The sequence below is a fragment of the Enterococcus sp. MSG3299 genome (assembly GCF_050555765.1).
In the GTDB taxonomy this organism is placed as follows: Bacteria; Bacillota; Bacilli; order Lactobacillales; family Enterococcaceae; genus Enterococcus; species Enterococcus faecalis.
On the sequence record NZ_CP187869.1, the window covers coordinates 95,379 to 114,063 of the forward strand.

An 18,685-nucleotide genomic window follows, 5' to 3' on the forward strand; every position below is an offset into this window, starting at 1 on the left:
TTTTATTATTGGAAGGTGGAAAATATGGTGATTATTGATAATCAAGCGTTGATACTAGAATTCAAGAATATGATTTCTAACGGTTTTATTCAGGTTTTTGTCTGGATTGTGTTAGGGGATATCTTAACAGGATTATGTAAAGGTATTTTCATTAAGGAAGGAAATAGCACAAAAGGATTGCTAGGATTAGTAAAACATTTATTAGTGGTCTGCTTAATAAGCGTTGCTTATCCATACTTGAAAATCATGGGTCTAGAATCAATCGCTACTGGATTTGTCTTATTTTATATAGCAGTGTATGGCATTTCCATTATTGAAAACTTAGGGCAGTTAGGCGTTCCCTTTCCTTCATGGGTTAAGGAGCATTTAAGTAAATTAAAAGATGAAAATGATAAAGGTGGTGAACCTAAAGATGGTGCAAGTGATTAATCAATCTGTTTGCGGTGGGATTGCCGGGAGACGTCCCAATGCGACGCCAAAAGGTGTTGTCATTCATAATGATGCCGGAAGTATTTATGCTACAGCTGCACAATATGTCAATGCCTTGGCTGTAATGTCTCCTACACAACTGGCGAATGGCTTTGCTCATTATTATATTGATCGAAATACAATTGCACGTGTAGAAGATACATTCAATGCAGCATGGCACACAGCGAATCCAGAGGGGAATTTGAACTATGTTGGCTATGAAGTATGTCAATCAATGGGTGCTAGCGATGCCGATTTCTTAGCGAATGAACAAATGACATTTAAACAAATTGCTGAAGATATGAAGTTTTGGGGCATGCAACCTAATAGAGATACTGTAAGATTACACAAAGAATTTGTTCCTACGGCATGTCCTCACCGTTCGTGGGAATTGCATGGAAAAGAAACAAATGCCGTAAAAGACTATTTTATTAGCCAAATAAAAAAATATATGGGCAATCTAAACGAAGGCAATGGCAATTCAAATAATAACAATCAAAATAATATAAAAGGTGGAGAAACGACTATGCAATGTTTATACGAAAGACCAATTAATTCAAAAACAGGTAAACTAGAATGGAATGGAGATGCTTGGACAGTAATGTTTTGTAACGGAGTTAACACAAGACGTGTCTCTCATCCAGATGAAATGAAAGTCATTGAGGACTTATACAAGAGAAACAACGGCAAAGATATTCCTTTCTACGGACAAGATAAATGGAACAAAAACGCTCCTTGGTATAATCGCTTAGAAGCTATGTTTCCAGTCGTGAAATAAAGTATAGTAAAATATTTATAGGTAGTGTAAAATAATAATACACTTATTAAATTTCTCTTGAGTCGCCTTTCTAAGGTGGCTCTTTTTTTGTTATTTAATTAAACTTAACAAATATGATAACCAGCTTATGATTAGGCATATTTGCGTGTTTGTAAGTGAAAAAAACTTCTTAAACTTGTTTTAATGCCGTTTTCCAAAGGGGTGTATGCTATATTTTTATTGCATATAATGTAGCTAAATGTTATATTATAAGTGTTAAGGAGGGGCTAGTATGAATAAAAAATATAGTATTTTTGAAATAGCTGATTGGTTTTTGAATAAAGAGTCAATGACTCCTAAAAAGTTACAAAAACTTTGTTACTATGCACAAGCGTGGAACAATGCACTTTTAGATGACAGCATAATAGATGATTCTGAATTTCAGGCTTGGGCGCATGGACCTGTTTCTCCAGAATTGTATAATAAATATAGAGAATATAAATGGAATTCTATTCCTAAATGTACTTCACCTGCTGCAATAGATAATCAAACTGTGGATGTTCTAGAATCAGTTTGGATTACTTATGGTGATAAGTCAGCAAATGAGCTTGAAGCATTGACTCATACAGAATTACCTTGGAAACAAGCAAGATTAAGAGCTGGAGTTTCAGAAGGAGATAGTTGTAGGGAAAAAATATCTACAGAAGACATGGCTAATTATTATAAAAGTGTGTATGTAGGTGACTAATAGTTGGCGAAGAAATTAACAAGAGATGTAGTTGTAGAAAATGGTTCTTTTTTAGATAGAAAATCAATGAAATTTCGATTTTGTATTCAAGAGTGTTTGGACAATAAATACTGCTTCAAAAAAATGGATAAAGGTTCTTTGAAAGAATTAGATAAATTTATAGCTGAAACAGCAGGAAAAAATTTATCAATTACAGAGGTCGATAAATTATTTTTGCGGACAAAAGGCCGAGGAAGTAATTATGAAGAAGTTGAAATTAATGGGATCAAAAGAGAAGTTTATCATTATGGCAAAGACCAAAATCCATTTAGGGTATTTGGTTATTATAATGAAGACGGGTATTTAGTGATATACAGGATTGATCCAAAACATAAGTCTCATAAATGCAAATAGTAATTTATTAATACCTCTTATTATTTAAGAGGTATTTTTTCAGGACCATTAGCTCAGTTGGTTAGAGCAAACGGCTCATAACCGTTCGGTCACAGGTTCGAGTCCTGTATGGTCCATAAAAAACCTCGCTCTCTTCTAGGGAACGAGGTTTTTTTGTTTGCGCTAAATGGAAATATCCAGTACGGCATATGCAGTAGAAACAACGAGTCAACAAAGTTCAGAAGCAGTAACAAGTACCACCGATTCAAGTAGAAAACAAGAACCAATCATCACACAGGAAACAACAGACATCAAACAAGAAGCACCAAATCAGGCTACGAGTGACAGTGTCAAGCAGTCACAAGAAACCACGGCACCAGCAGAAACGACGAATTTAGAAACGTCAACCGCTGAAAAAGAAGAAACGAGCACACCACAAAAAATAACAATTTTAGGTACGTCAGATGTTCATGGTCAATTATGGAATTGGTCTTATGAAGATGATAAAGAATTACCAGTTGGTTTGTCCCAAGTAAGTACAGTCGTCAACCAAGTCCGGGCGCAAAACCCAGCAGGCACCGTTTTAATTGATAATGGCGACAATATTCAAGGCACTATTTTAACAGATGACTTGTATAATAAAGCGCCTTTAGTGAATGAAAAGACCCATCCAATGATTACCGCCATGAATGTGATGAAGTATGATGCAATGGTTTTGGGAAATCATGAGTTTAATTTTGGTTTACCGTTAATCCAAAAAATTCAACAAGAAGCCACTTTTCCAATCTTGTCTGCGAATACCTACAATAAGGAAGATGGTCGTCGTTTTGTTGAAGGGACTACCACGAAGGAACTTGATTTTAATCAAGATGGGCAGCCAGATTTAAAAGTTGGGATTATCGGCTTAACAATTCCGCACATTCCTTTGTGGGATGGCCCTCGTGTTACTTCGCTTAATTTTTTACCTTTGAAAGAAGAAGCAGAAAAAGCAGTTGCTGAGTTGAAAACTAACGATCAGGCTGACATTATTGTTGCTTCGATTCATGCGGGACAACAAAATAGTGATCCGGCTGCCAGTGCCGACCAAGTAATTGAAAATGTCGCGGGGATTGATGCGTATATTCTGGGTCATGACCACCTTTCTTTTACCAAGCAAGGAGCAGCGCCGAATGGAAAAACTGTACCGGTAGGGGGACCGAAAGATACGGGGACAGAGGTTGTCAAAATTGATCTTTCAGTTGCTAAAAATGCCGATAAGTGGGAAGTGCAAGAAGGTACAGCAACGATTGTACCAACAACGAATGTTCCAGCAGATGAAGCAGTTAAGGCAGCGACAAAAGAATACCATGAAAAAACGCGAGCGTTTATTCAGGAGGAGATCGGCACAGCAACAGCTGATTTTTTACCAAAACAAGAAATTAAAGGAATTCCCGAAGCACAATTACAACCAACAGCGATGATTTCTTTAATTAATAACGTTCAAAAAGAAGTAACAGGCGCACAATTAAGTGCGGCAGCGCTGTTTAAATACGACAGTAAATTACCTGCGGGGAAGATTTCCTATGCCACGATTTTTGATATCTACAAATACCCGAATACCTTAGTGAGTGTCTCCATTAACGGTGAAAACTTACTGAAGTATTTAGAAAAACAAGGGGCGTACTATAACCAAACACAGCCAGATGATTTGACCATTAGTTTTAATCCAAACATTCGTGTATATAACTATGACATGATTTCTGGAGTGGACTACAAGATTGACATTTCAAAACCAGTGGGTGAACGAATTGTAGATGCGAAAATTGACGGCCAACCGCTGGATCCTGCCAAAGAATATACGATTGCTATGAATAATTATCGTTACGGCGGTTTAGCTAGCCAAGGGATTCAAGTAGGGGAACCTATTAAAAATTCTGATCCAGAAACCTTACGAGGAATGATTGTTGATTATATTAAGAAAAAAGGAACGCTTGATCCAGAACAAGAAATCGAACAAAATTGGTCAATTATTGGGACAAATTTTGATGAAAAATGGCGTGCCAAAGCAATCGAATTAGTGAATGACGGCACTCTTCAAATTCCGACTTCTCCTGATGGACGTACACCAAACGCCGCCGCTATTACGAAACAAGACGTCCGTAATGCGGGCTTTGATTTAGATAATGCATATACCATTATGCACACAAATGACGTTCATGGACGATTAGAAGCAGGGAAAGGCGAATTAGGTATGGCGCGTCTAAAAACCTTTAAAGACCAAGAAAACCCAACCTTGATGGTGGATGCAGGGGATGTTTTCCAAGGATTACCAATCTCCAATTTCTCCAAAGGCGCGGATATGGCCAAAGCAATGAATGAAGTTGGTTATGATGCCATGGCGGTGGGAAATCACGAGTTTGATTTTGGTTTAGAGATTGCACTAGGTTATAAAGATCAACTGAATTTTCCGATTCTATCTAGTAATACGTATTACAAAGATGGCAGTGGACGGGTTTTTGATCCGTATACAATCGTAGAAAAAGCCGGGAAAAAGTTTGCCATTGTAGGTGTGACGACCCCAGAAACAGCAACGAAAACACACCCGAAAAACGTGGAGAAGGTGACATTTAAAGACCCGATTCCAGAAGTAGAAGCAGTGATTAAGGAAATTAAAGAGAAGTACGCGGATATTCAAGCTTTCGTGGTTACTGGGCATTTAGGCGTAGATGAAACGACGCCGCATATCTGGCGTGGTGATACGCTAGCAGAAACCCTTAGTCAAACATATCCTGAGTTAGATATCACTGTGATTGATGGACATTCGCATACAGCCGTCGAAAGTGGCAAACGTTATGGCAAAGTGATCTATGCTCAAACAGGTAATTATTTAAATAATGTTGGGATCGTCACAGCACCAGAGAGTGAACCAACTAAGAAAACAGCAAAATTGATTTCAGCAGCAGAGTTGCTAGAATTGCCAGAAAACCCGGCAGTTAAAGCCATCGTTGATGAAGCACGTACGAATTTTAACGCTGAAAATGAAAAAGTAATTGTCGATTATATTCCATTCACATTGGATGGACAACGAGAAAATGTGCGCACACGAGAGACCAACTTAGGGAATTTGATTGGTGATGCGATTATGTCATATGGCCAAGACGCATTTAGTCAACCTGCTGATTTTGCAGTAACTAATGGTGGCGGCATTCGCGCTGATATTAAGCAAGGACCGATTAAAGTTGGGGATGTCATTGCTGTGTTACCTTTTGGCAATAGCATTGCGCAAATTCAAGTAACCGGCGCTCAAGTTAAAGAAATGTTTGAAATGTCTGTTCGTTCGATTCCACAAAAAGATGAGAATGGCACAATTTTACTAGATGATGCTGGCCAACCAAAACTTGGCGCAAATGGTGGTTTCCTACATGTTTCAAGCTCTATTCGTATCCACTATGATTCCACAAAACCAGGTACTCGCTTGGCTAGTGACGAAGGCAATGAAACAGGACAAACGATTGTCGGCAGTCGCGTATTAGGAATAGAAATTAAAAATCGACAAACACAAAAGTTTGAACCGTTAGATGAGAAGAAACAATACCGGATGGCCACCAATGATTTCTTAGCTGCTGGTGGTGATGGTTACGATATGCTAGGTGGTGAACGAGAAGAAGGAATCTCACTAGATGCTGTCTTAATTGAATACTTGAAAAGTGCAACCAGCTTGCGGTTGTATCGTGCAGCAACGACGATTGATTTAGCACCATATAAAGAACCATTCCCAGGCGAACGAATTGTTTCTATTTCGGAAGAAGCATACAAAGAGTTAATCGGTGGAGGAGAGACGCCAACACCAGATCCGAAACCAGATCCGAAACCAGATCCAAAACCAGATCCAAAACCAGATTCAAAACCAGATCCAAAACCAGATCCAAAACCAACACCAGAAACACCAGTAGCAACCAATAAACAAAACCAAGCGGAAGCAAGACAGAGCAATCCATCCGTAACAGAGAAGAAAAAGTATGGCGGCTTTTTACCTAAAACAGGTACAGAAACAGAAACGCTTGCATTATATGGTTTACTGTTCGTTGGACTTTCTTCTTCTGGCTGGTATATTTATAAACGACGTAACGAAGCTAGTTAGTCATTTTTTAAGAACCGTCCTTCGGGATTGGTTCTTTTTTTATTTTAATGCTTGCCATTTGTTTTTAATTTTAGTATTATAAGAATATTCTAAAAATTAAAAAATGAAGAGTTTTTTATGTGAAGGGAGAAAGGCATGAAAAGTAAACGTATAAAAGGACTTATCGGGTTAAGTTTAACAACGCTGTTAGTTTTAGCTGCTTGTGGTGGTGATGGGGGAGCTGGCGCCGAAAAAGCAAAGGGCGAATCAGAGAAAACCGCCGCTAAACAAGAATTTAAAGTAGTGGTTCAACAAGAAATGCCTTCTGCAGATTTATCTTTAGGAACAGATACAATTAGTTTTACGGCACTGAATAATGCGTATGAAGGAATTTATCGTTTAGATGATAAAAGCAAGCCGCAACCAGCAGGGGCTAAAGAAAAAGTGCAAGTCAGTGATGATGGTCTGACGTACACAGTGAAACTAAGAGAAGAAGCAAAATGGTCCAATGGTGATCCTGTCACAGCTGCCGATTATGTTTTTAGTTGGCAACGTACAGCAGATCCTCAGACTGGCGCTGAGTATGCTTATTTTCTAGAAATGATTGAAAACGGTGCAGACATTGTAGCTGGTAAGAAACCAGTTTCTGAATTAGGCATTAAAGCAAACGGAGATTACGAGCTAGAAATTAAACTGGCAAAACCAACACCATATTTTGATTATTTACTGGCCTTTCCACTATTTTTCCCGCAACATCAAGCAACCGTAGAGAAATATGGTAAAGATTACGCTGCTTCCAGTGAAAAAGCAGTCTATAATGGTCCGTTTGTCTTAGCTAACTTTGAAGGGGCTGGCTCAGATACCAATTGGACTTTGGAAAAAAATGAAAACTATTGGGATAAAGACAATGTCAAATTAGATAAAATCAATTTTGATGTTGTCAAGGAGGCGCCAACTGCCTTGAACTTATTCCAAGATGGTCAAGCAGACGATGTTATTTTAAGTGGCGAATTGGCCCAGCAAATGGCGAAGGATCCAGAATTGGTTATCGAAAAAGAAGCACGAACCAGCTATTTGGAATTTAATCAGCGAGATAAAAATTCACCGTATAATAATGTGAATTTACGCAAAGCAATTTCAGCAGCGATTGATCGCAACGCATTAGTAGATAAAATTTTAGGCGACGGCTCAGTAGTCGCTACCGGCTTAATTCCAGAAGGGATGTCGTATTCGCCGACAGATGACAAAGATTTTGCTGATGAAAATAAAAAAATTGTTGAATATAGCCCAGAAAAAGCAAAAGAATATTGGGCAAAAGCGAAGAAAGAATTGGGCATAACAACACTCAAAATGGATATTGTTGCCGATGATGTCGATTCTACGAAAAAGTTAGCGGAATATATTCAAGGTACGTTAAAGGATACTTTAGAGGGCATTGATGTAACAGTGAGCCCAGTGCCGTTTTCAGTTCGAATTGATCGAGGCAGTCGCGGCGATTTTGAGACAATCTTAGGTGGTTGGGCTGCGGATTACGCAGATCCAAGTAGTTTCTTAGACCTTTTTGTTACTGGTAATAACTATAATCGCGGGCGTTTTTCAAGTAAAGCCTACGATGAGTTGATCGAGGCTTCAGCCACAAGAGATGCTTCAGATCCTGAAAAACGTTGGGAAGACATGGTTAAGGCTGAGAAGTTATTGATTGGTGAAGAGACCGCTTTAGCACCACTTTATCAAAAGGCGACTGCCCATCTACGCAGTAAAGAAGTGAAAGGCGTCGTTGCCCATGGTGCTGGCGCACAATATGATTATAAGTGGACATATTTAACAGAAGAGTAGTTAAAAAGAGACACAGAATAGTCAAATCGACTGTTCTGTGTCTCTTTTAATCAAAATATTTCTGCTGTTCTTCTTTTAATTTTTCTGGGGTCACATCTTCACCAGTAGGATCATAAATAGTGACGCCCATTAATGTTTTATTGAATTGTTCACGAATGGTCCGCAAATATTCTTGTCGCAAATCGACACGAAGAGCTTGTTCTTCAGATGTTAAACCTTGTTCACGCTCTTTTTGTGCAAGCGTATTAATTCTTTTTAAAACCTCTAACATTTCTCATTTCCTTTCTATAATAATTCTTTTGCTAGGCGTTCAAATGATTGAAAGCGCGTTTGTTTGTCATAACCTGGGGTGATTAGCATCGCTTCTGTCAACCCTAGTTCTTCTTGTTGGTGGAAAAACTCCGCAACTTCTTGGCTACTACCAATGACAAAGCGTTGTTTATTTTGTTCTAAAACCAGTTTGTCCATTTCACTGTAAGGGAAAGCTAGAGCTTCTTCTGGCGATAAAAATTTATTAGGAAGCCCATGTTCGGTGGCAAAGATATAATGCTCGAAACTAGCCGCATGGTATTCTGCTTCTTCTTTCGTGTCGGCGGCAAAAGTGAAATACGCAGCGCTCACTTGCGGCTCTTGTTGTTCAGTTACTGGTCGGAAATGCTTGTAATATGCGGACAATACTTCTTTGGGCAAATGTCCATGAATAAACTGCGCAAAGGAAAAATTAATGCCATATTCACCAGCTGAACGTGCGCTTTCTTTACTAGCACCTAGTAACCAAGGTTGTGGTAATAGAACTTCCCGCGGAACAGCTGAAATTTTAGAATATAAATGATCTTCAGGAAATTCCTCCCTTAAAAAGAGTAAAATTTCAGGTAATTTATCAAATTGATCTAGTTGTGGTGGCTGACCATTATTTAACGCCAACGTAGTTAAAGGGCTGCCGCCAGGCGAGCGGCCCATGCCTAAATCGATTCGATCAGGATATAAAGCTGCTAACGTTTTAAACGTTTCTGCGACTTTAAATGGCGCATAATGCATGGTCATGATGCCACCCGCGCCAACACGAATTTTTTCGGTGGTACTAGCAATATGTGCAACTAAAATTTCTGGCGTTGCACTGGCAAAGGCGTCTGAGCCGTGATGTTCGGCATACCAAATTCTTGTGTAACCAAGTTTTTCCGCTAATTGAGCGAGCTCTTTGGCTTCTTGTAATGTGTCGCTTGCTGATTGATTTTTAGGAACCGTTAATTGATCTAAGATACTTAATTTCATGTATGTAGTCTCCTTCTTGGTTATTTTTTTGAAGCTACCGCTATTATCACGCAAGCATGTCAAAAAAAACAGTACGCACTTTTTAATTCCCTAGTGAGCGAAAAGTAACAAATAGATGTAGCCAAGGTCGATGATAAAAAATTCTCCGCTATGGCTTTTTGATGCTTTGTGTTAAAATGGAACATATGTACGCAATCAGCAATTGGAAAGGTGACAACATGTACGAATATATTATTGGAAAAGTAACGTTTGTTAGCCCATACTATATTGTCGTTGAAACAAATGGCATTGGCTATCAGATTTCAGTCGATAACCCGTATCGCTATTCAGGAAAAATGGATACGGACATTAAACTATATCTTCACCAAGTCGTGCGGGAAGATGCACAACTTTTATTTGGTTTTGGCAGTTTAGAAGAAAAACAATTGTTCTTAAAATTAATCAGTGTCTCTGGAATTGGCCCTAAAAGTGGCTTAGCTATCATGGCTTCTGTGGCTGATCATGGTGGTTTAATCAATGCAATTGAAGGGGAAGATGTTACATATTTAACGAAGTTCCCAGGTGTTGGCAAGAAAACAGCCCAACAAATGATTTTAGATTTAAAAGGAAAACTAGGCGAATTAGAGTCTTCCGAAGCAGCGGTGGCGGCCATGACCGCAACCGAAGTGGTGACAACAAGCAATCAAGCATTGGCAGAAGCGTTAGAAGCATTAAGTGCCCTAGGCTACAGTGACCGAGAGATTAAGCGTATCACTAAGCAATTGGAAGCGTTAGGTGAGACAACGACAGATGTTTATTTGAGCAATGCGTTAAAATTCATGATGAAACGCTAAGGAGGAATAACGATGACAGAAGAAGAACGGTTGCTTTCAGCTGCAAGTCAAGAAGCAGAAGCTTCAATTGAAAAATCGTTACGTCCACAATTTTTAGCACAATATATTGGTCAAGATAAAGTAAAACAAGAACTAACGATTTATATTGAAGCGGCGAAAAATCGGAATGAAGCGTTGGATCATACCCTTCTTTATGGTCCGCCAGGTTTAGGGAAAACGACAATGGCGATGGTCATCGCCAATGAAATGAATGTGAACATTCGTACCACAAGTGGACCAGCCATCGAACGGGCGGGAGATTTAGTCGCTATTTTGAACGAATTAGAGCCTGGTGATGTGTTATTTATCGATGAAATTCATCGTTTGCCGCGAGTTGTGGAAGAAATGCTGTATTCCGCAATGGAAGATTTTTACATTGATATCATGGTTGGTCAAGGAACCACGGCACATCCCGTTCATTTTCCGTTACCGCCTTTTACTTTAGTGGGCGCTACCACACGGGCAGGGATGCTTTCAGCGCCATTACGAGATCGTTTTGGGATTATTTCTCACATGGAGTATTATCAAGAGCAGGATTTAAAAGAAATCGTTCTCCGTTCCGCGGATATTTTTCAAACGGAGATTTTTGAGGAAGGTGCCTTTGAAATTGCGCGCCGCTCAAGAGGAACCCCCCGAATTGCTAATCGTTTGTTAAAACGTGTCCGTGATTTTGCACAAGTCCAATCAGATGGTAAAATAGACCGAGCGATTGCAGACAAAGCGTTAACCTTACTGCAAGTGGACCATCAAGGCTTGGATTATGTCGATCAAAAATTGTTGAAAACAATGATTGATTTATACGGTGGCGGTCCGGTTGGTTTAAGTACCTTGTCTGTAAACATCGGTGAAGAAACCGAAACGGTGGAAGATATGTATGAACCCTATCTTATTCAAAAAGGTTTCATTAAACGAACACCGCGAGGACGAATTGCAACGCCATTTGCGTATGCACATTTTGGGTATGATTATTTAGAGGGTCGTAAAAATTAAAAATAAGTCAAAAGAAAGCAAGCCTTAACCGCTTGTTTTCTTTTGTTTCACGTGAAACGTTTGTTCTTATTTGGGAGAGTGGCATATTTCAGCTGTTGTAGGTATACTGTGTTTGTAATCGCTTTTAAATTGGAGGGATCAATGTTGAATAAAGAAATCAAAGGGGCATTAATTGTTTCTTGCCAAGCGTTGGCAGACGAACCGTTGCATAGTTCCTTTATCATGTCCAAGATGGCTTTGGCCGCTAAACAAGGAGGGGCTAAAGGTATTCGAGCAAATTCTGTGGTAGACATTCGAGCAATCCGGAAAGAGGTTGATTTACCAATCATTGGGATTATTAAACGAGATTATCCTGACGCAGAAGTATATATTACTGCAACTATGCGTGAGGTAGATGAATTAATGGCTGTTCAGCCAGAAATTATCGCTCTCGATGCAACCCATTCGAAACGACCAAATGGCGAAACGTTAGCCACATTTTTCAAAAGAATAAAAGAAAAGTATCCTAACCAAGAATGGATGGCGGATTGTTCCACGCTGGAAGAGATGATTGAAGCGGCGGAGTTAGGCTTTGATTATATTGGTACAACGTTAGTCGGCTATACGCCGCAAAGTGAAAATCAGGGGATTGAACAAAATGATTTTGAACTGTTAAGAGAAGCAAAGAAGCATTTTACTACACCAATCATTGCAGAAGGAATGATTGATACGCCAGCAAAAGTCCAACGTGTTCTGGAGCTAGGTGCCTATAGCGTGGTGGTGGGATCTGTTATTACACGACCGCAAAAAATTACTGAAAAATTTGTGGAAGCTACGAAAATAAAACAGAATCAAGCATAAACTAAATACACTATCGATACACTCGTTATTTTTTGATCAATACACTTCGATACGGTCGCTTTTTTTCTAGAGAAAGTTGAATCTTTCAATAATAAAAAGGGATACACTCCATTTGGCATAGTCCTTGCTGATAATAAATCAGTGTATAAAGCGCTATCATTTTATAGGAGGGGTTTTATGAAGGGTTTATCAAAAAAGAAACGGGTGTCTACTTGGTTAGCGTTAGGAATCACCGTAGTCAGCTGTTTTGCGTTAAGCGGGGAAGTGCAAGCAAGTGTTGAAAGAACAAAAGTTGATGAATTTGCAAATGTTTTAGATGTGAGTGCATCACCAACCGAACGGACGAATGGCGTATACGATACCAATTATTTTAATAATTTTTCTGATTTAGGTGCATGGCATGGCTACTATTTACCTGAAAAAAGCAATAAAGAGCTACTGGGTGGTTTTGCGGGGCCATTGATTATTGCGGAAGAATATCCGGTAAACTTGGCGGCAAGTTTAAACAAATTAACGGTCAAAAATAAAAAAACGGGAGAAACCTATGATTTAAGCCAAAGCAACCGCATGGACCTGTCTTATTATCCTGGGCGCCTAGAGCAAACCTATGAATTAGACGATTTAACGATTCATTTAGCTTTAATTTTTGTCAGCAATCGAACGGCTCTTATCCAAACGACACTGGAAAACACTGGTGAAGAGCCCTTGTCACTTGAAGCAAGCTGGACAGGTGCGGTCTTTGACAAAATTCAAGAGGGAACGGAAACCTTAGATATTGGCACTCGTTTAACTGCTAAAGACAATGATATTCAAGTGAATTTTGGTGAAGTCAGAGAAACGTGGAATTATTTTGCTACGAAAGACACAAAATATACGATTCATCATGCGGATAAAGTTTCAACAAAAATTGATAATCGGAATTATACAGCAACCGCTGAACCAATTGAATTGAAGCCTAAACAAACGTACAACACCTATACGACAGAAAGCTATACTTTTACAAAAGAAGAAGAGGCAAAGGAACAACAACAAGCACCCGAATATACCAAAAATGCGGCGCGCTATTTCAAAGAGAACAAGCAAAGATGGCAAGGATATCTAGATAAAACGTTTGATCAAAAGAAAACAGCAGAATTTCCTGAATATCAAAATGCGCTAGTCAAATCGATTGAAACGATTAATACCAATTGGCGAAGCGCGGCAGGTGCCTTTAAGCATGACGGGATTGTTCCGTCCATGTCTTATAAATGGTTTATTGGTATGTGGGCTTGGGATTCGTGGAAAGCGGATGTAGCAACGGCTGATTTTAATCCCGAGTTAGCTAAAAATAATATGCGGGCCTTGTTTGATTATCAAATTCAAAAAGATGATACCGTACGTCCACAAGATGCAGGAGCGATCATTGATGCTGTCTTTTACAATCAAGACAGTGCGCGTGGTGGTGAAGGTGGCAACTGGAATGAACGAAATTCTAAACCACCATTGGCTGCATGGGCAGTTTGGCATATTTATCAAGAAACCAAAGATAAGGAATTTTTAAAAGAAATGTATCCCAAACTTGTGGTTTATCATAATTGGTGGTATACCAACAGAGACCACAATAAAAATGGGATAGCAGAATATGGAAGCATGGTCAGTGATGCTCACTGGCAAAAAGACGACAAGGATCAAATCATTAAAGATAAAAATGGCCAACCTAAAGTGGATGATGATGCTGTTATTGAAGCAGCCGCGTGGGAAAGTGGCATGGATAACGCTACACGGTTTGACAAAGAAGGTGTGGGCAAAGGCGACGTGGGAGTTAAAGTTTTTGAAAACAAAAATAAAGGAAAAGTAGTGGGGTATTCGATTAATCAAGAATCAGTGGATTTGAATGCGTATCTCTACGCTGAAAAGGGCTATTTAGCTTCGATAGCAGAAGAACTAGGCAAAAAAGAGGACTATAAGAACTATCAAAAAGAAGCGAAGAAACTAAAAAAATATATTCAAGAAAATATGTTTGATGAAAAAACAGGCTTCTTCTATGACTTACAAATAAATGAAGACGGCTCGAAAACAAAATTGTTAGTCAATCGTGGCAAAGGAACAGAAGGCTGGTTGCCGCTCTGGGCAAAAGTAGCGACCAAAGAACAGGCGGCGGCAGTTAAGAAAAACATGATGAATCAAGAAATGTTCAATACCTTTATGCCATTCCCAACGGCATCCAAAGACAATGAAAAATTTGCTGCAACGAAATATTGGCGGGGACCAGTTTGGCTTGATCAAGCCTTGTTTGGTGTAGAAGCTCTTCAAAACTATGACTATACAAAAGAAGCAAAAGAAATGACACAAAAACTCTTCTTACATGCCGAAGGATTGATGGGAGAAGGACCTATTCATGAAAATTATGATCCACTAACAGGGAAGGGCCTAAGTACGAAAAACTTTAGTTGGTCAGCGGCAGCATACTATTTACTGTATAAAAACACCTTATTAAGTAATAATCCCACAACGCAAACCGCTTTTGAAATAAAATAGAAAAACAGCTCTTGAGAAAATATCTCTCAAGAGCTATTTTTTTCTTCACTTGCTACAATCTGTTTCCCTCTGATTTAATTAAATGTAATTTATTTGTTTAAATAAATATATTTCAAATAATTAAATGAAATATCTAAAAATAAACGATATGTACTTTTATTAAAAATGTTATTTAATAAAAATGAAATAGATATTAAATGGAATTGATTGTACAATGGTTAGTGAAGAGTGGGTTTAACGGAACCGAGTAATAAGAAATAAACTAATATTGAAACCAAACATTGCGACACCTCCTGCTCTAAGTTATGTTGAATTTCATTATAAGACAGATATCTTAGTTTCTTCAAGAACGAATTAGAAAAGTTTTTTTTAATTTGTTGACGTCTAACAATTATAATGTGCAAAAAAATAATTCAAACAAATATATTATTTGATTATTTGGTAATATTAAAGTTCGTAAAAATAATTTTTTATAAAATGTTATATTTTAGTTAATAAAAAAATAATACTTAATATTAACTTATTAATAGAAAGGAGCATATTATGGATGTGTTAGAGGCATTAAAGTATTTTAGAAAAAAGAAAAAAATTGCTCAGAAAGATGTTTTACCAAAAAAAGGGAAACAAACCTATCGAAGAATCGAAATTGGTGAAGCCAAGCTAAGTTACGAGGATTTAATGACAGCATTACAGTCACTGGGGATTACCTTTAATGAATTTTTTCATATGGTCTCTGAAACAAGAAGTACGGCTTCATCTAAAATTATGCATCAAATTGAATGTTGTCAAATGGGGTTGAACAATACAAGTGAAAAAAAGAACCTGATTCATTACTTTTATCAATTAGAGCGCAATCCCCACAAAAACGCAGTAGAGATGTCTATTTATACAGATATTAAGCTAACTTTCAGTAATGATTGGGAGGAAATTCCAGAATTTGATGAAACCGATCGAATGGCAATTCTCGCACTTATCTCTAGCAAAAGCTACTATACATATTACGATTATCAAATGGTGACTAATACAGGGGCGTTATTTTCTGAAAACGAAGTCCTTCAGATTCTTGAGCAGATGTTTCCTGTCAAAGATGCTGAATTACGTGATACCCAAACATTAAATGTCGCCTATGGTTTTTACCTAAATATCATTACAGCGCAACTTTATAAGAAAAATTATGCGAAAGCCCGGGAATATTTAGCGCTAATGAGTGTTACCACGATTCCTGCTGAAATCTACTATATTCATTTTAACTTACGTTACTTAAAAAATCTTACGTATTATCTGTACACTGGCAAAATGAGATATTATAAAGAAGTAATCGCCGTTATTGATATGATTGAAAGTTTTGGGGATGCACGTTTGGCGGAAGGCATGAAAAAAGAAATGCTTCAGCTGACGGCTGGTCGGACATTTAATTTAGATTATGGACAATTTCCTGTGAATATTGTCACTGAAAAATAAAAAGCACCCCCCGCAAGGTCAAACTTGCGGGGGGTGCTGATGTTAAACAATAATGTTATCTCTAATCATATCTAAATCTTTAATCAAAATTTTGCGGTTACGTAGTTCAATTGCCCCTAACTCTTTTAGTTGCTGCATCATCCGGTTAACGCTACTAGCAGAAGTTATCCCACAAAAATGCGCAATTTCTTCATTGGTCACCACGAAATCGATTAAAATACCTTCCTCTGTTTCTACGCCAAATGAATCGTACATTTCATAGATTTGTGTACAAACGGCCCCAAATTTGCCATTCATCAACATTTGCTGCATCTTTTTCATGGAATGCATTAAACGGTCCCGATAGTATTCTTTGACATACATTTGCAAGTCTTTACTATTATTGATATCCCGCCAAAATTGAACACGGTCGATTTGGTAAAGTTCTGCTTGTGGAGATTCGATGCGAATATTAAAAGGTGCATCAATAAATTCTGAATATTCATCACGTAGCAATGAAACAATTTCCAAATTGTTGATATAACGTAAATTAAATTCACGACCGTCTTTGGAGATAACGCTAGTTTTGATGATGCCACTTTTTAAAATATAGGCATAACGATCTTGCAGTCCTTCATAAGTTAAATAATTTTTCTTCTTTTTTACAACGACTCGAAAGGAATGTTCATCTAAGTAGTCTTGTAAAACATTTCTCATTGGCGGTAACTCCTCAATTATCTCTAAATATTTTTGTTTTTGCCTGTTGGGCTTCTTTCTTATTTAAGCGAATTGGACATCATATGTCAATAACAAATGTTGATAAAATAGGTCAATTAAACGCTATTTTGAAAAATAAAATCAGCTTTTAGATAATTTTGCCAAAAATTTCGCTTAATGAGTATTAAAAATATTTTTTTTATTTTATGTGCTCAAATATTTTTCAAAAAGAAAAAATTGTATTAAGGTAATAGTAGAAAGGGAGGAGATTTAATGACAGAACCAAACTTAAAAGACCCAAGAAAGTTATTTTATAGTGATGGATTTCCGCAACAAGATCAAGAAACTCCCGCATTACAGGACAAAATGGTCCCTAAACCAGATTGTGGGGAAGACAGCTATGTCGGAAATCACAAATTAGAAAATCGTCGGGTATTAATTACAGGCGGTGATTCTGGGATTGGACGAGCTGCGGCGATTGCTTTTGCTCGTGAAGGCGCAGATATCGCCTTACATTTTTTCCCAGGTGAAGAAAAAGACGCCGAAGAAGTGGCGCACTATATACGAGAAGCTGGCCGAAAAGTCTTTCTTTTGCCAGCAGATTTAAGAGATAAACAGGCACCTGAAGAATTGGTTGCACAAGCTCGTGAATCTTTAGGCGGCTTGGATACCCTCGTTTTAAATGCAGCTCAACAAATTTCCTGTGCCGCTATTGAAGAATTGCCAATGGAACAAGTGATAGACACTTTCCATGTCAATATTATTGCGATGTTTGGTATTGTCAAAGCAGCAGTGCCTCACTTGCCTGCCGGAAGTAGCATTGTGACAACGACTTCCGTCCAAGCTTTTAATCCCAGTGAGCATTTGTTGGATTATGCAGCAACGAAGGCATCAATTGCCAACTTTACCGTTGGTTTAGCAAAACAACTGGCACCAAAAGGCATTCGGGTAAATGGCGTGGCTCCAGGACCAATCTGGACACCGTTACAGTTAGATCATGGACAACCAATTGAAGAGTTGCCAGAATTTGGGCAACATTCTTTACTGGAACGTGCGGGTCAGCCTGCTGAATTAGCCCCTGTTTATGTTTTCTTGGCGTCCAATGATGCAAGTTATGTTACGGCTCAAGTTTATGGCGTAACTGGTGGAGAAGCAATTAATCTTTAGGAGGGATGTTCCGTGAATAAAGTTGTTAAAATACTTTTGCTTCTAGGCTCACTGATTTTAATGGCATTATTTGGTGCGGTGGCCATCACCACTTGGTCAGCCGATACAGCTTGGCAACCACCAGATAATGTCCAATGGTTCTTGCAAGACAACGAGTACGCACGTCAAGCAATCTTTTGGGTAGCGCTGGTTTTACTAGGAATTATGCTCTTTCTATTTTTATTCATTCTTTTATTCCCAAGAAGAAAAGGCACGTTTGAATTAAAAGAAGAGCAAGGAAAGTTAGTGTTACACCGTAAAGCCATCGAAGGATTTGTACGCTCTAGCTTGCAAGACAGTGACTTTCTGGAAGCACCAACCATTCGTGTAAAGGCGACAAAACGGCGCATTAAGGTCAATGTCAAAGGCACACTGAAACGAACGGCAGATTTAATTGGACAAACAGAAGCTTGGTCAAAAACAATGGAAGAACGGCTTGCTCGTTTGGTGGGAACTGGTCACAAGATTACGATTGATGTTCATTTTGAAGATATTCAATCAATGAAACGACCACAACAACAGCAAACACAAGCACGTGTGGAGTAGGAGGG

The 18,685-nt window shown here is 38.4% G+C and carries 15 protein-coding genes, 1 tRNA gene and 1 pseudogene; 14 read left to right on the forward strand and 3 right to left on the reverse strand.

Annotated features, from left to right (window positions below):
• Window positions 1-24 precede the first annotated feature (24 nt).
• The 7 genes and pseudogenes from IGL23_RS00530 to IGL23_RS00560 all read left to right on the forward strand — a co-directional run bounded on the left by IGL23_RS00530 (window position 25) and on the right by IGL23_RS00560 (window position 8,280).
• Entirely contained in the window at window positions 25-429 is a 405-nt protein-coding gene (locus IGL23_RS00530; protein ID WP_002406655.1) for a phage holin family protein, read from the forward strand.
• Entirely contained in the window at window positions 413-1,246 is an 834-nt protein-coding gene (locus IGL23_RS00535) for a peptidoglycan recognition protein family protein (protein WP_202255172.1), read from the forward strand. Before IGL23_RS00530 ends, IGL23_RS00535 begins: the two co-directional genes overlap by 17 nt.
• A gap of 271 nt (window positions 1,247-1,517) precedes the next feature.
• Window positions 1,518-1,973, forward strand: a complete 456-nt coding sequence (locus tag IGL23_RS00540; RefSeq protein WP_202255171.1) for a Panacea domain-containing protein — start codon at window positions 1,518-1,520, stop codon at window positions 1,971-1,973.
• 3 nt (window positions 1,974-1,976) lie between these two features.
• On the forward strand, window positions 1,977-2,366 hold the full coding sequence (locus IGL23_RS00545) for an MAG6450 family protein (protein WP_002410143.1): 390 nt from the start codon (window positions 1,977-1,979) through the stop codon (window positions 2,364-2,366).
• A gap of 42 nt (window positions 2,367-2,408) precedes the next feature.
• A tRNA-Ile gene (locus IGL23_RS00550) sits at window positions 2,409-2,482 on the forward strand.
• A 56-nt stretch (window positions 2,483-2,538) separates the two neighbouring features.
• Window positions 2,539-6,465, forward strand: a pseudogene (locus tag IGL23_RS00555) (5'-nucleotidase C-terminal domain-containing protein); the annotation flags it as partial.
• Between the two features lie 135 nt (window positions 6,466-6,600).
• Window positions 6,601-8,280, forward strand: a complete 1,680-nt coding sequence (locus IGL23_RS00560; protein ID WP_033594369.1) for a peptide ABC transporter substrate-binding protein — start codon at window positions 6,601-6,603, stop codon at window positions 8,278-8,280.
• Window positions 8,281-8,326: 46 nt separating this feature from the next.
• Here IGL23_RS00560 and IGL23_RS00565 read toward each other — a convergent pair whose 3' ends face one another.
• A complete protein-coding gene (locus tag IGL23_RS00565; RefSeq protein WP_002356070.1) occupies window positions 8,327-8,551 on the reverse strand; it encodes a DUF896 domain-containing protein in 225 nt (74 codons plus the stop codon).
• A 14-nt stretch (window positions 8,552-8,565) separates the two neighbouring features.
• Window positions 8,566-9,552: an LLM class flavin-dependent oxidoreductase gene (locus tag IGL23_RS00570; RefSeq protein WP_033594368.1), complete on the reverse strand. Its 987-nt coding sequence runs from the start codon at window positions 9,550-9,552 to the stop codon at window positions 8,566-8,568.
• Between the two features lie 218 nt (window positions 9,553-9,770).
• Between IGL23_RS00570 and ruvA the strand changes: the two genes are divergently transcribed.
• From ruvA to IGL23_RS00595, 5 genes are all read left to right on the forward strand, one after another.
• Window positions 9,771-10,385, forward strand: coding sequence for a Holliday junction branch migration protein RuvA (ruvA, locus tag IGL23_RS00575; RefSeq protein ID WP_002361491.1), 615 nt, complete (start codon window positions 9,771-9,773; stop codon window positions 10,383-10,385).
• 12 nt (window positions 10,386-10,397) lie between these two features.
• Window positions 10,398-11,414, forward strand: a complete 1,017-nt coding sequence (ruvB, locus tag IGL23_RS00580; protein WP_002381340.1) for a Holliday junction branch migration DNA helicase RuvB — start codon at window positions 10,398-10,400, stop codon at window positions 11,412-11,414.
• A 141-nt stretch (window positions 11,415-11,555) separates the two neighbouring features.
• The gene (locus IGL23_RS00585) at window positions 11,556-12,254 is read left to right on the forward strand and encodes an N-acetylmannosamine-6-phosphate 2-epimerase (protein ID WP_033594367.1); all 699 of its coding nucleotides are present in this window, start codon (window positions 11,556-11,558) and stop codon (window positions 12,252-12,254) included.
• 177 nt (window positions 12,255-12,431) lie between these two features.
• Complete coding sequence (ygjK, locus tag IGL23_RS00590; protein ID WP_033594365.1) at window positions 12,432-14,771, forward strand: alpha-glucosidase; 2,340 nt, start codon at window positions 12,432-12,434, stop codon at window positions 14,769-14,771.
• Window positions 14,772-15,314: 543 nt separating this feature from the next.
• The gene (locus IGL23_RS00595; protein WP_002379261.1) at window positions 15,315-16,232 is read left to right on the forward strand and encodes a helix-turn-helix domain-containing protein; all 918 of its coding nucleotides are present in this window, start codon (window positions 15,315-15,317) and stop codon (window positions 16,230-16,232) included.
• Between the two features lie 42 nt (window positions 16,233-16,274).
• On the opposite strand, the gene IGL23_RS00600 is transcribed toward IGL23_RS00595, so the two are convergent.
• Complete coding sequence (locus IGL23_RS00600) at window positions 16,275-16,928, reverse strand: Crp/Fnr family transcriptional regulator (protein ID WP_002356081.1); 654 nt, start codon at window positions 16,926-16,928, stop codon at window positions 16,275-16,277.
• Window positions 16,929-17,201: 273 nt separating this feature from the next.
• Here IGL23_RS00600 and IGL23_RS00605 point away from each other — a divergent pair, with 273 nt between their 5' ends.
• Both IGL23_RS00605 and amaP read left to right on the forward strand, forming a co-directional pair.
• Window positions 17,202-18,095 (forward strand): SDR family oxidoreductase, encoded by an 894-nt coding sequence (locus tag IGL23_RS00605; protein ID WP_033594363.1) that lies wholly within the window; start codon window positions 17,202-17,204, stop codon window positions 18,093-18,095.
• A 12-nt stretch (window positions 18,096-18,107) separates the two neighbouring features.
• Window positions 18,108-18,680, forward strand: coding sequence for an alkaline shock response membrane anchor protein AmaP (gene amaP, locus IGL23_RS00610; RefSeq protein WP_002381343.1), 573 nt, complete (start codon window positions 18,108-18,110; stop codon window positions 18,678-18,680).
• Window positions 18,681-18,685 lie beyond the last annotated feature (5 nt).

Coding starts and splice junctions, on each gene's coding strand:
- IGL23_RS00530 (WP_002406655.1), top strand. CDS start 25: ATGGTGATTATTGATAATCAAGCGTTGATACTAGAATTCAAGAATATG.
- IGL23_RS00535 (WP_202255172.1), top strand. CDS start 413: ATGGTGCAAGTGATTAATCAATCTGTTTGCGGTGGGATTGCCGGGAGA.
- IGL23_RS00540 (WP_202255171.1), top strand. CDS start 1,518: ATGAATAAAAAATATAGTATTTTTGAAATAGCTGATTGGTTTTTGAAT.
- IGL23_RS00560 (WP_033594369.1), top strand. CDS start 6,601: ATGAAAAGTAAACGTATAAAAGGACTTATCGGGTTAAGTTTAACAACG.
- IGL23_RS00565 (WP_002356070.1), bottom strand. CDS start 8,551: ATGTTAGAGGTTTTAAAAAGAATTAATACGCTTGCACAAAAAGAGCGT.
- IGL23_RS00570 (WP_033594368.1), bottom strand. CDS start 9,552: ATGAAATTAAGTATCTTAGATCAATTAACGGTTCCTAAAAATCAATCA.
- ruvA (WP_002361491.1), top strand. CDS start 9,771: ATGTACGAATATATTATTGGAAAAGTAACGTTTGTTAGCCCATACTAT.
- ruvB (WP_002381340.1), top strand. CDS start 10,398: ATGACAGAAGAAGAACGGTTGCTTTCAGCTGCAAGTCAAGAAGCAGAA.
- IGL23_RS00585 (WP_033594367.1), top strand. CDS start 11,556: ATGTTGAATAAAGAAATCAAAGGGGCATTAATTGTTTCTTGCCAAGCG.
- ygjK (WP_033594365.1), top strand. CDS start 12,432: ATGAAGGGTTTATCAAAAAAGAAACGGGTGTCTACTTGGTTAGCGTTA.
- IGL23_RS00595 (WP_002379261.1), top strand. CDS start 15,315: ATGGATGTGTTAGAGGCATTAAAGTATTTTAGAAAAAAGAAAAAAATT.
- IGL23_RS00600 (WP_002356081.1), bottom strand. CDS start 16,928: ATGAGAAATGTTTTACAAGACTACTTAGATGAACATTCCTTTCGAGTC.
- IGL23_RS00605 (WP_033594363.1), top strand. CDS start 17,202: ATGACAGAACCAAACTTAAAAGACCCAAGAAAGTTATTTTATAGTGAT.